Origin of the sequence: Mesorhizobium sp. M1E.F.Ca.ET.045.02.1.1 (assembly GCF_003952485.1) — a bacterium.
GTDB lineage: Bacteria > Pseudomonadota > Alphaproteobacteria > Rhizobiales > Rhizobiaceae > Mesorhizobium.
This window is the reverse complement of sequence record NZ_CP034447.1, coordinates 5,957,249-5,970,523: the sequence shown is the minus strand read 5'-3', so window position 1 is coordinate 5,970,523 and position 13,275 is coordinate 5,957,249. Positions and strand designations below refer to the sequence as shown.

Annotated in this window: 7 protein-coding genes; 5 read left to right on the top strand and 2 right to left on the bottom strand. The window is 64.3% G+C overall.

All coding sequences use genetic code 11. The features are described from left to right. Positions 1–155: 155 nt before the first annotated feature. From EJ070_RS28890 to EJ070_RS28870, 5 genes are all read left to right on the top strand, one after another. Positions 156–1,856 carry a type I secretion system permease/ATPase gene (locus EJ070_RS28890; protein ID WP_126094407.1) on the top strand — a complete coding sequence of 567 codons (1,701 nt, stop codon included), beginning with the start codon at positions 156–158 and terminating at the stop codon, positions 1,854–1,856. Beyond that, positions 1,853–3,193 carry an HlyD family type I secretion periplasmic adaptor subunit gene (locus tag EJ070_RS28885; RefSeq protein WP_126094406.1) on the top strand — a complete coding sequence of 447 codons (1,341 nt, stop codon included), beginning with the start codon at positions 1,853–1,855 and terminating at the stop codon, positions 3,191–3,193. The genes EJ070_RS28890 and EJ070_RS28885 overlap by 4 nt, the downstream gene beginning before the upstream one ends. A 441-nt stretch (positions 3,194–3,634) precedes the next feature. Then, entirely contained in the window at positions 3,635–5,701 is a 2,067-nt protein-coding gene (locus tag EJ070_RS28880; protein ID WP_245464702.1) for a type I secretion system permease/ATPase, read from the top strand. A gap of 1 nt (position 5,702) precedes the next feature. Beyond that, positions 5,703–7,004, top strand: coding sequence for an HlyD family type I secretion periplasmic adaptor subunit (locus EJ070_RS28875; protein ID WP_245464701.1), 1,302 nt, complete (start codon positions 5,703–5,705; stop codon positions 7,002–7,004). 88 nt (positions 7,005–7,092) lie between these two features. Next, a complete protein-coding gene (locus tag EJ070_RS28870) occupies positions 7,093–11,001 on the top strand; it encodes an SdrD B-like domain-containing protein (protein ID WP_126094404.1) in 3,909 nt (1,302 codons plus the stop codon). A gap of 156 nt (positions 11,002–11,157) precedes the next feature. Here EJ070_RS28870 and EJ070_RS28865 read toward each other — a convergent pair whose 3' ends face one another. Both EJ070_RS28865 and EJ070_RS28860 read right to left on the bottom strand, forming a co-directional pair. After that, entirely contained in the window at positions 11,158–11,700 is a 543-nt protein-coding gene (locus EJ070_RS28865) for a dihydrofolate reductase family protein (RefSeq protein WP_126094403.1), read from the bottom strand. 126 nt (positions 11,701–11,826) lie between these two features. Further along, entirely contained in the window at positions 11,827–13,122 is a 1,296-nt protein-coding gene (locus EJ070_RS28860; RefSeq protein WP_126094402.1) for an outer membrane beta-barrel protein, read from the bottom strand. Positions 13,123–13,275: the final 153 nt, after the last annotated feature.

Sequence of the window (13,275 nt, the reverse complement as noted above, 5' to 3'; positions counted from 1 at the left end):
GCGGCTCACCTCGTCTCCCGCAGGCCGACGATTCGAGGTTACGAATTAAGGTTTACATCAGGTTTACGAGCGGATCGCGTGGCCGATTGAGGGATCGGGAGTAGGATTTCTTCAGGGCAAGCAGTTTGGGCAGGGGGCGGTTCTCCGCTGGGTATGTGAGTTTCGACAAGAAATCCAAGATCGTCAGGGATGCGCTTCTCGCCTGCCGCCGCTATTTCCTCTTCGCGGCGGTGTTCAGCCTGGCGATCAACCTGCTTTACCTCGCATCCCCGCTCTACATGCTGCAGGTCTACGACCGGGTGGTCACCAGTGGCAGCGAGACCACTTTGGTGATGCTGACCCTGGTGCTGCTTGCGGCCTTCCTGGCGCTTGCCGGCCTCGACCTCGTGCGGGCCGCGATCCTGACACGCGCCAGCGCCCGGCTCGACCGGCTGCTTTCGGCCAAGATCCTGGCCGCATCGGTCGAGACGCCATCGCAGGGCGCCGCGCAAAGCCAGCCGATCCGCGATTTCGACACGTTCCGGCAGGTGATCACCGGCAGCGGCATCCATGCACTGTTCGACCTGCCGTGGTCGCCGATCTATATCGGCATCATCTTCCTCCTGCATCCCTGGCTCGGCTTCTTCGCGCTGGGCTCCTCGCTGCTCTTGATCGCCATGGCGGTGCTCAACGAATACATGGTGAGGGCGCCGCTCAAGCAGGCCAACGACCTTGCCACCGTCAATTACAATTTCACCGAAATGAGCCTCAGGAACGCGGAAGTCATTCGCGCCATGGGTATGATCGACGGGCTCGTGCGCCGCTGGGGTCGCGACCGCGGCCTGGCGCTGCGGCAGCAGGGGCAGGCCAGCGACCGGGCAGCGCTGATGTCCGGTCTGATACGCTTCCTGCGCCTCACCATGCAGTCGCTGATCCTCGGCGTCGGCGCCTATCTGGTCATCGAGCGGCAGATCACCGGCGGCTCGATGTTCGCGGCGAGCCTGCTGCTGGGCAGGGGGCTGCAGCCGGTCGAGCAGATCGTCGGCCTCTGGCGCAGCCTGATCCTGGCGCGGGCCGCCCTCGACAGGGTCGAGAAGCTGCTGGACGGCGGCGCGCGGAGCGAACGGTCGTTCAATCTGCCGAAACCCACGGGCAAGATCGCCGTCGAGCAGCTCAGCTTCGCTATCCCCGCGGCGCAGAAGGTGCTGCTGCGCGATGTCTCGTTCCGGTTGGAAGCTGGCGAGGCGCTCGGCATCGTCGGCCCTTCCGGCGCTGGCAAGTCGACGCTTGCCCGTCACCTCGCGGGCATCATGCAGCCGAGCCGCGGCACGGTCAGGCTGGATGGCGCCGACATGACGCAATGGGGCAGGGAGGCGCTCGGCGACCATATCGGCTACCTGCCGCAGGACATTGAGCTGTTTTCCGACACGGTCGCCGCCAACATCGGCCGCTTCAAGACCGATGTCGACCGCGAGGTGATCGAGGCCGCCCGGCTCGCCGGCGTGCATGAGATGATCATTCGCCTGCCGCAAGGCTATGAGACGCAGATCGGCGAGGGCGGGGCGGTGCTGTCCGGCGGTTACCGTCAGCGCATCGCGCTTGCCCGCGCCGTGTTCGGCATGCCGAACCTCATCGTGCTCGACGAGCCGAGCTCCAATCTCGACTCCGACGGCGACCGCGCGCTTGCCGAATGCGCGCTGGAGCTCAAGCGCCGCGGCAGCACGGTGATCATCGTTTCGCACCGGCCCTCGACCTTGGCAAATGTCGACAAGATCCTGCTTCTGCGGGATGGCGCCGTCGAAGCCTTCGGCATGAAGAACGAGATCGTGGCTCTGCTCAATCAGCGCGCGGCGCCGATCGCGGTGGCGACCCAATGACCGACATCGCAGCGACCTATCGCAGCCTCTCGGGCGCCGACGAAGCAGGCGCCAACGCGGATTCGATCCGCGGGCCGGTCTGGGTCGGTGTGCTCATCATCGTTGCCTTCTTCGGCGTGTTCGGCGGCTGGGCGGCGGTCGCGCCGCTCAACGGCGCGGTGCTTGCCGATGCGGTGGTGAAGGTCGAGGGCAACCGCAAGAGCGTCCAGCATTTCGATGGCGGCACGGTGAAGGAAATCCGGGTCAAGGACGGCGACATCGTCGCGGCAGGCGATGTGCTGGTGGTGCTGGACGACACCCGCGCCCGTTCCGAATTCAACCTCTATTCCCAGCAATATGCGCTGCTGCGCGCCACCGATGCCCGCATCCGCGCCGAGCTCGACGGGCACGAGGCGGTGGCCTTCCCGAAGGACATCACCGCCGAGCACCAGGCCTATCTGCAGGACGCGATGGCCAACCAGATCGCCGACCTCGAAAGCCAGCGCGCGCAGATGGCGGGCGCCAGGCAGATCCTGCAGAAGCGGATCGCCGAGCTCGACGAGCAGATCGATGGCAAGCAGGCGCGCGTGGAATCCTTTCGCGCGCAGCTCAAGTCCACCCTGGACGAGAAGGCCGGCCTCAACAAATTGCTGAAGGCCGGGCTGACGACGAAGCCTCGCATCCTGGAGCTCGATCGCTCTGCCTCCGACCTGCAGGGCCTGATCGACCAGGCGCTCGGCGAGATCGCGGGAAACCGGCAGAGCAAGGCCGAGCTCGAAAGCCAGATTGCGCAGCTCACCAACGAGCGCCGCGCAAAACTCTCTGCCATGCTGATCGAGACGCAGTCGAACCTCGCCGACCTGGTGCCGAAGATGTTCGCCGCGCAGACCACCGTGGACCGCGCCGAGGTGCGCGCGCCCTATGACGGCCAGGTAATGGACCTCACTGTTTTCTCGACTGGCGCGATCGTCGCCCCCGGCCAGACGATCCTCGACATCGTGCCGACCAGGAATTCGCTGATCGTTCAGGCGCAGGTCCGCGTCGAGGACATATCCAGCCTGCGTGCCGACATGACCGCCGAGGTCCGCTTCACCTCATACAAGCAGCGCACCACGCCGGTCATCCACGGCCGCGTGACCCATATCTCGGCGGACCGCGTCACCGATGCCAAGACAGGCTTTCCCTATTATGTCGCCGACATAGCGGTCGACGCGCAGGAACTCGCCGCCGCGCCCCAGATCCAGCTCTACCCCGGCATGCCGGCATCCGTCATGATCGTGACGGAGGAGCGCACCGCGCTGGACTACATACTAGGCCCGCTGACGGCGTCCCTGCACACCGCGTTCCGCCAGAAGTAGGGGCGGGTCAAGCGCGGCGGAAGCGGATTGAGACGCTTCGCTTCCCTCGGCGTTATACTCCCATATACTTCAACCCCACCTGGCCAATTCTTCGTCGAATTGCCCGTTGACGCACGCTCAGATAGAGTTAATAATGTTCTAATATAGTAGCGTAAACAATCTCCCGACCGGCAACAACGAGTTACGGCGCTACAGGGGGTGGGAAACCGTGCGGCTTTTCGGCCGCCGCATCACCATCGAGCCGCCAGTCGTCGTGAGGCGATGTCGCGTTTTGCTGTTCGCCGGCCGCCGCCGCGGGTTGCCAGACGCTACGCCGATCCTCCTCCCTCTCGAACTTGAGCGCTGAATCTCGGCGCTATTTGCCATGGCCAGTCAGCCGCCTTGCGCGGTCAATGCGCCGATGAGCGCGGCTGACATGTCCCTGATGGGGAGAGGCAAGTCGTGGGGTTCAGTAAGGCGTCGCTCGGGTTGGTGGGCAAGACAACGCTTGGTTCGGCGCAGGCGAAGATCAGGCTTTTCGGCCTGGCCCTCGTCGCATGCGTCGCCGGCTTTTTTCTCTTCGGCTCAGGCCGGCATGCATCGATGGGCTCGATGCTCGTCGCGGTGGCGATGGCGGGTGCCGGTAGCCTGGTGATGTTTCGCGCGCGCGGCGACGCGGCGCAAAATGCCGTCGGCGACGCGCGCCGTCGGCCCGCGGCGGCGCGGAGCAAGCCGTCGGTGAAGCCGACCGGGCAGGTGGCCAACGCCGCTCGCTCCGAGCTGGCCGCGGCACTTGCCAACTGCCGGTCGGCCTTTCTTGCGGTCGGGTTGTTCAGCGGCATGCTCAACGTGCTGATGCTTGCAGGCTCGCTCTACATGCTCGAGATCTATGATCGCGTGCTGCCGAGCCGCAGCCTGCCGACACTCGCGGGCATTTCGATATTGCTCGTCATCCTCTATTGCGGGCAGGGCGTTCTCGATTTCGTGCGCGGGCGCGTGCTGGTGCGCATTGGCGGCGCCCTCGACGAGGCGCTTGGTCAGCGCGTTTATACGTCGGTGCTGAGGTTGCCGCTGAAGGCCGGGCGCGAGCACGACAGCCTGCAGCCGATGCGCGATCTCGACAGCGTGCGCGGCTTCCTGTCCGGTATGGGGCCGACGGCGCTTTTCGACCTGCCGTGGCTGCCGCTCTACCTGATCATCATCTTCATGTTCCACTGGGTGCTTGGCCTTACGGCGCTGTTCGGTGCGATCGTGCTGGTCACTCTGACCATGCTTGCCGAGCGGCTGACGCGAAAGCCGGTATCGGCTGCAACCTTGAGCGGGAACCGGCGCGGTGGGTTGGTCGCCGCCGGCAGTCGCAATGCGGAAGTCGTCGCCGCCATGGGCATGGCCGGCGGGCTTGCCGCACGCTGGGAAGATGCGAACCTCGATTACATTGCCGACCAGCGCAAGGTAAGCGACGTCGCCGGCGGCATCGGCGCGGTATCGAGAATACTGCGCATGCTGCTGCAGTCCTCCATGCTCGGCATCGGCGCCTGGCTGGTTATCGAACAGCAGGCGACGGCGGGCGTCATCATCGCCGCTTCCATCCTCAGCGGCCGCGCGCTGGCGCCGGTCGATCTTGCGATCGCCAACTGGAAGGGCTTCGCGGGCGCGCGCCAGGGCTGGCAACGGCTGACCAAAGTGCTGGCGGCCTTGCCCGCCGAGGCCGAACCCATGCTGCTGCCGGCGCCGAGCGCCAACGTCATGATGCACAATGTTGCGATCATGGCTCCGGGGTCGCAGCGGCTGCTGGTCCAGGATGCCAGCTTCGCCATGGAGGCTGGCCACGCGCTCGGCATCATCGGCCCGAGCGGGTCGGGAAAGTCCACTCTGGTGCGTGCGCTCGTCGGGGCCTGGTTGCCTGTGGTCGGCCGGATAAAGCTGGACGGCGCCGATCTCGATCAGTGGTCGCAGGCGGAGCGCGGCCGCCATATCGGCTACCTGCCGCAGGACGTGGAGCTGTTCGCCGGCACCGTCGCCGACAACATCGCCCGCTTCGAGACGGACGCCGACCCCGCCGCAATCATCGCCGCGGCCAAGGCGGCTGGCGCGCACGACCTGATCGTGGGCTTCCGCCAGGGCTACGAGACCGAGATCGGCGAGCATGGCGAGGCTCTTTCGGCCGGCCAGCGCCAGCGCATTGCCCTGGCCCGCGCCCTCTACCGCGATCCGTTTCTCGTGGTGCTCGACGAGCCGAACTCCAACCTGGACATGGATGGCGAGCAGGCATTGGTGCGGGCGATGCTCGGCGTTCGCGAACGCGGCGGCGTGGTTGTGATCGTCGCTCATCGTCCGAACGTGCTGGCAGCCGTCGATTTCGTCCTGGCGATGAGCCACGGCCGCATCCACGAGTTTGGGCCGAAGGACAAGGTTTTCGCCAAGATGTTCCCCATGCTGCGGGCGGTGCCCACGGCCAATCCGCCGCCGCGGGCGGCCGCGGAAGGCACTCCGCAGGCTGCCGCCAATGGAACCGAGGGAGGGAACTAGCGTGGCTGCGCCGGGCACCTCCCATGCATCGATCCGCTTCTACACACGGCTTGGGCTTGGAGCCGTGCTCCTGCTTGCCGGAGGCGTCGGCGGCTGGGCCTCGGTCACCGAGATCGCCGGCGCGGTCATCGCCCCCGGCACGCTCGTCGTCGACTCCCACGTCAAGAACGTGCAGCATTCGACCGGCGGCATCGTTGCCGAGATCGATGCCCGCGATGGCGACCTCGTGAAAGTCGGCGACCTTTTGCTGCGTCTCGACCGCACCGTGCCGGCTGCCAATCTAGCGGTGGTGAGCAAGGCGCTCGATCAGTTGACGGCGCGCAAGGCGCGGCTCGATGCCGAGCGCCGGGGCGCTGACAGCATCACTTTTCCTGCCGACCTCCTTGCTCGTTCGGCCGATCCCGATGTCGCCGAGGCGATCTCCGGCGAGAAGCAGCATTTCGAGACGCGGCGCACGTCCCGCGCCGGCCAGAAGGGCCAGCTCGGCGAACGCATCGTCCAGCTCGAGAAGGAGATCGCCGGCGACACCGCGCAGATGGAAGCCAAGAGCAAGGAGATCGAACTCGTGCAAAAGGAGCTCGCTTCCGTGCGCGTGCTCTGGGGCAAGAAGCTCATCTCCATCGATCGCCTGACCTCGACCGAGCGCGAGGCGACGCGCCTGGATGGCGAGCGCGGCCAGCTCGTCGCCGCGCTGGCGCAGGCGCAGGGGCGCATCGCCGAGATCAAGCTGCAGATCATCCAGATCGACCTCGACCTCAGCACGGAAGTCAACCGCGACCTGCGCGACATCGACGGCAAGACGGGCGAACTCTTCGAGCGCAAGGTCGCCGCGGAGGATCAGTTGAAGCGGGTCGACATTCGCGCGCCGCAGGACGGCGTCGTGCAGCAGTCGCTCGCCTACACCATCGGCGGCGTGATCCAGCCCGGCCAGACGATCATGCAGGTCGTGCCGGACAATGACAGCCTTGCGGTGGAGGCCAAGATCGCGCCCAGCGATATCGACCAGCTATGGGGCGGCCAGTCGGCATCGCTGCGTTTTTCCGCATTCAACCAGCGCACGACACCGCAGATCGAAGGCGTGGTGGAGAGAATCTCGCCCGACATTACCACCGATCAGCGCACCGGCGTCAGCTATTACACCGTGCGCATCAAGACGACCGCCGCCGAGGTCGCGCGCCTCGGCGAGGTCAAGCTGGTACCCGGCATGCCGGTGGAATCCTTCATCAAGACCGGAGACCGTTCGGTGATGTCCTACCTGGTGAAGCCGTTGCAGGACCAGATCACCCGAGCCTTTAGAGAGTAAGCCCGCCCAGGCGGGAAAATGAAAACAGAAGCCACGAAAGAACAGCAGCCACGATAAGTAACCGAATCCGAAAGCTAGGGGAAATGTTATGGCGTCTAGCGATATCAGCGACAATCTGACCAACGATCCGCTCGCAACACCCGATTCCACCGTGACCGGAAGCACCGATCCGACTTCCTCCGACGCCGTGCCGCCGCTTGCGGTCGCGGTCGACCAGGCCGATGCGGACTACGCGCCCGGCGAGACGGTGGGGATCACGGCCACCGACGTCGAGGATGGCGGCTCGCTCACGTTTTTGGTTGCCCACCACAGCGCGGGCGCCGACGGGATCCTCGGCACCGCGGATGATGTGCTCACCTACGATCTCACCGCAACCGGTACGCCCTGGGTCGTCACCGATGGCGGCGCCGGTGATCTGGATGGCGTCGTCAACGGCACGATCCAGACCTCGTGGTACGTCAATGCCGACGCGGCAAACCAGGCATTCACGCTCACGGCGACAGACCAGGCAGACGGCCGGGTCGCGACCGTAAACTTCACCGATGCGGTGAACGCGCCTACCTACGATCTGACCTTCAAAACCACCGTAACCATCAACGGCGCCCTCTTTTCGTCCTCGGATGTCGTGACCGGCGCAGGAACAGGTTTGCTTGATCCTTTCGTCCGAATTTCGGCTTCAGGTAACAACACGTCGGAGCAGGGGTATAATACCGACTTTAACGCTTTTATTCTTGATAATACCTCCAAGGGCGGTAGTCAGTACGTTCATTCAGTGAACATTGCCGACATTCCGATTCAATTCATAAATGGCGTCGGCTACTATCGATTTGATCTCGACATCAACGAGTCCAACGTCGCCACGTCCCAAAACCTTTCCCTGGATTCGCTCCAGATCTGGCAGGCCTCTGCAGGCGATTTGCATGATTACGCACCCGGAGCGACCCCGAGCCAGGGCACCGGCGCCTTCCCGGCGGGGGATAACGCTTCGCTGATCTACAATCTGGATGCCGGCGGCGACAAGTTCGTCGGGCTGAACGGCGAGCTTCAGCCGGGCAGTGGCAACACCACCGATATGTCGTTGCTGGTTCCCATCAGCAATTTCGATCCGACCAAGCCCTATATCTATCTCTATTCCGGGTTCGGCTACCAGACCGGTACTTATCAAGGACCTGGGGAAACAGCACAGAGCACCTGGACGGCCGATTCCGGCTTCGAGGAATGGAACCGGCAGATCGGCCAGGTGATCGACGGCCACAAATTCAACGACCTGAACGCCGACCACGTCTGGCAGGCCGGTGAGCCGGCTCTCAGCGGCTGGACGATCTATCTCGACATCAACGGCAACAACTCCTTGGATCTGGGCGAGCCGTCTACGGTCACCGACGCAAACGGGTACTATCACTTCACTGTCACGCCCGGCACCTACACGATCCGAGAGGTGCAGCAGGCAGGATGGTCGCAGGATGCGCCGAATAACGCGCAGGGCGAGTACACCGTCACCTTGGCGGCGGGCGAGGAGAGCCACAACAACGACTTCGGCAATTTCCAGCTCGGCTCGATCTCGGGCCACAAGTATGAGGATGCCGACGGCAGCCTGGCGACGACCGGCGACGAAACCGCGGTGAGCGGATGGACGATCACGCTCTACAATGACGCCAACCACAACAACACCGCCGATGCTGGCGAGCAGGTGGCGCAGACGACCACGGACGGCAGCGGCTTCTACCAGTTCACCGGGCTGTTGCCCGGCGACTACCTGATCAAGGAAGAGAGCCAGTCAGGCTGGACGAATGTCAGCCCGGTGCAGATCGACCAGAACAACCTCACCTCCGGCCAGAACCTGACCAACCAGGACTTCGTCAACTTCGAGAAGTTCTCGATCTCCGGCACCAAGTACGAGGACCTGACCGGCGACGGCAAGAGCGGGGACGACACCGCCTGGTCGCATGATCCGGTGACGATCTTCATCGATGACGACAACAGCGGCGACCTGAGCGCCGGCGACCGCACGACGACGACCGATGCTTCCGGCAACTGGTCGATCGGCGGGCTGACGCTGGCCGATGTCGGCAAGAACATCTACGAGGTTGTGCCCGGCGGCTCCGAGCAGACCGGCGTCTTGGTGCAGACCATCGACAACCCCGGCAGCGGCGGCACCGACAGCGGCAACGACTTCACCAACTTCGTCGCCTTCTCGATCTCCGGCACCAAGTACGAGGACCTGACCGGCGACGGCAAGAGCGGGGACGACACCGCCTGGTCGCATGATCCGGTGACGATCTTCATCGATGACGACAACAGCGGCGACCTGAGCGCCGGCGACCGCACGACGACGACCGATGCTTCCGGCAACTGGTCGATCGGCGGGCTGACGCTGGCCGATGTCGGCAAGAACATCTACGAGGTTGTGCCCGGCGGCTCCGAGCAGACCGGCGTCTTGGTGCAGACCATCGACAACCCCGGCAGCGGCGGCACCGACAGCGGCAACGACTTCACCAACTTCGTCGCCTTCTCGATCTCCGGCACCAAGTACGAGGACCTGACCGGCGACGGCAAGAGCGGGGACGACACCGCCTGGTCGCATGATCCGGTGACGATCTTCATCGATGACGACAACAGCGGCGACCTGAGCGCCGGCGACCGCACGACGACGACCGATGCTTCCGGCAACTGGTCGATCGGCGGGCTGACGCTGGCCGATGTCGGCAAGAACATCTACGAGGTTGTGCCCGGCGGCTCCGAGCAGACCGGCGTCTTGGTGCAGACCATCGACAACCCCGGCAGCGGCGGCACCGACAGCGGCAACGACTTCACCAACTTCGTCGCCTTCTCGATCTCCGGCACCAAGTACGAGGACCTGACCGGCGACGGCAAGAGCGGGGACGACACCGCCTGGTCGCATGATCCGGTGACGATCTTCATCGATGACGACAACAGCGGCGACCTGAGCGCCGGCGACCGCACGACGACGACCGATGCTTCCGGCAACTGGTCGATCGGCGGGCTGACGCTGGCCGATGTCGGCAAGAACATCTACGAGGTTGTGCCCGGCGGCTCCGAGCAGACCGGCGTCTTGGTGCAGACCATCGACAACCCCGGCAGCGGCGGCACCGACAGCGGCAACGACTTCACCAACTTCGTCGCCTTCTCGATCTCCGGCACCAAGTACGAGGACCTGAGCGGCGACGGCAAGACGGCGGACGACATTCCATGGTCGCACGATCCTGTGACGATCTACATCGACGAGAACGGCAATCACGTGTTCGATCCAGGTGTTGACCTTTCGACGACGACCGATGCCAGCGGCAACTGGTCGATCGGCGGGCTGACGCTGGCCGATGTCGGCAAGAGCATCTACGAGGTGGTGCCGACCGGCTCCCAGCAGACCGGCATCCTCGTGCAGACGGTCGATAATCCCGGCAGCGGCGGCATCGACACCGGCAACGACTTCACCAACTTCCTGCCGCCGCCTGGCCAGGGCTTGACGCCGGGCTTCTGGAAGAACCATCTGGATATCTTGACCCAGGAGTTGGGCGAGTTCCATTCGGGCTGGACCTCCAACACCTCCTTTGAGACCATTTTCGGCTTCCAGAACCTGTCGAAGATCCCCGGAACGCCCTCGATCGCGGATGCGTTGGGAGCCCACGGTGGCGGCGTGAACCACCTCGAACGCTCCTCGGCGGCGGCGTTTCTCTCCGCTGCCGTCACTGCCGTGCCCGACGGCCCCGGTGGTAAACCGGAGCTCAATTTCAGTTTCTCCGCGGCGACGAGTTCGAACCCAGCCATCATCGCTATTCTCAATCAGATTGACGCGAACCACGACCACACGCTCCAACCGGGCGAGGTGACTGCCGCAGTGCGGGACGTCCTCAACGACACCGGCGCCCCGACCTCCAACTTCGGCCTGACCGGTCAACCGGGGATAGAGGATATCGCCAGCGCCTTCGACGCGATGAACAACCAGACGCATCCGGACGCCAGCGTCTTCCTCATTTAACGAGCTGTGCGCAAATCTCGTCCAAACAGTGATCGGGGGCATCTCGCCCCCGATCGCTCGGGCCGCGCGGGCAATCAACCTGTCGCCCGCGATCAGACCTCAAGACCGAGGATCGCTCGGTGATGCCCTGTCTGATGAAACCGCTGCGGCAGTAGGCTATTGTTTCGCTTTTCCCGGCGTGTACTCCAGCGCCACCACGCCATTGCTGAATGGCACGGCCGAGATCAGCTCCAGCGCAATCGGCTCCTCGGTTGGAAACAGCGGCTTGCCCTGGCCGACGGCACTCGGATAGACCAGCAGCCTCAGGCGGTCGATGAGGCCGTGGCTGAGCAACTGCCGGGCAATGCTCAAGCTGCCGTGCACATAGATGTTTCCGCCGCTGCCTTGCTTCAGCTTTGCGACCGACTCGGGCAGGGGCCCGGCGACCAGCTCCGCCGGCTGCCAGTCGAGCGCCTTCAGGCTGGTCGAGGCGACATATTTAGGCAGCGCGTTGAAGCGGTCGGCGAAATCCCCGGTTTCGGAGGGCCATGAGCCGGCAAAGATCTCGTAGGTCGTGCGGCCGAGAAGCATGGCGCCGCTGTCGGCGAGCTCGTCCTCCTTGAACGCGTTCATCTCATCGTTCCAGGTCACGCCCGGCAACTTCTCGACCTCTGCAATGCCGTCGACGCTGATGAACTCCGTGATGATGAGCTTCCGCATGATGGTCTCCTTCTTTCGGGCAGCCGCGGGGGTGCCTTCAGAGGACGCACGAGATGATGCTTTCCCGACAACAAAAAAAGCCCGCCGGTGAGGGCGGGCTTCTTGCTTTGGCTGGAGGGCCCTTGCTTAGTTGAACTTGTACTTGGCGTCGATCCGCACGGTGTGGAAGGACGGCGTCGAGGTGATGCTGCCGTCCGGCGCGCCCAGATCCGCCGAGAAGTCGTGCTTCTCGAACTGCGAATAGCGGTATTCGATGCCGACCGTCATCTTGTCCGACATGGCCGTTTCCAGGCCGCCGCCGACGCAGAAGCCGTTCGAGCCCCAGTCGATGATGTCGCCGATCGGGTCGGATGCGTTGAGATCGAAATGCTGCCAGCTATAGCCGGCCAGCGCATAGGCCAGCGTCGCTTCGTTGACCTTCATGCCGACGCGGCCGAGCACGTCGAAGCCATAGTCGGTGTCAAGATTGATCTGGCCGCCGCCGAGATCGAGCTCCGAGGTCATGCCGGAATAGCGCGCATCGACCATGACGCCCGCAACCCAGCTGCCGAAATCCTGGTCGTAGCCGAGGCTCGCTTCGCCGAACACGCCTTCGCCGCCGAGCCCGTTGAACTCCACGCCGGCCGGCGGAACATCGATCTGGTGCACGGACGCGCCGGCGCCGAGCCCGCCGCCGACATAGAAGCCGGTCCAGTTGTAGCTCGGCGTCTCGAAGCCGGCAGCCCCGCCATTGGCGGCGTTGAAGCGATAGCTGGCGGCCACCTGGAAGGTATGGCGAGAGGTGTCGAGGTTGAGCGTGCCGTCCGGCGCGCCGAACTGCGAAAGCAGGTCGTCCGTGGTGCTGAAGCGCGTGTAGCGATATTCGCCCTTGAGCGTCCAGTTGGCGTTGATGGCGGCTTCGGCGCCAATTCCGAGGAAATAGCCGCCCTGATCCCAGTCCATGCCGAAGCCGGCATTGGTGTCGAGCTTGTACTTCTGCCAGGCGTAGCCGCCCAGCACGTAAGCCAGCGTGTTCGGCGTCAAGAGATAGCCGGCGCGCACGCCGACGTCGAAGCCGTAGGTCTCCTTGACGTCGGCATCGAGGCCGAACGCGTCGAGCGAAGTCTTGATGGTGCCGACGTGAGCGTCGAGCAGGGCGCCCAGCAGGAAGCGCTGCGAGACCATATAGTCGTAACCGACGGTGGCTTCGCCATAGATGCCTTCGCCGCCGATGCCGTTGAGCGAGGCGCCCGGAAGGATATCGCCGCTGATCTCATGTACATTGGCGCCGGCGCCGACGCCGAAGCCGACATAGAGACCGCTCCAGTTGAAGCCCGGCGCCGCCTGCTCCTGCACAACGTCGGCGGCATGCGCGGCGGACGTCAAGGCGAGAACCGAAACGGCAGACAAAAGAATAGATTTCGCTGAAAAGCGCGTAAGCATAGCCCCAAACCCCATTTAAGAACCCGCCGCGTTTCTAGCAGGGGTTGTCTCAATCAGTGGTGGCAGAAATGCCACATGGGTAGGCAATCTGCCGTAACGAAAGGCGGAAACCGGCGATGCACCCAGAAATGGTCGGTCCGGTTGTGGATAGCC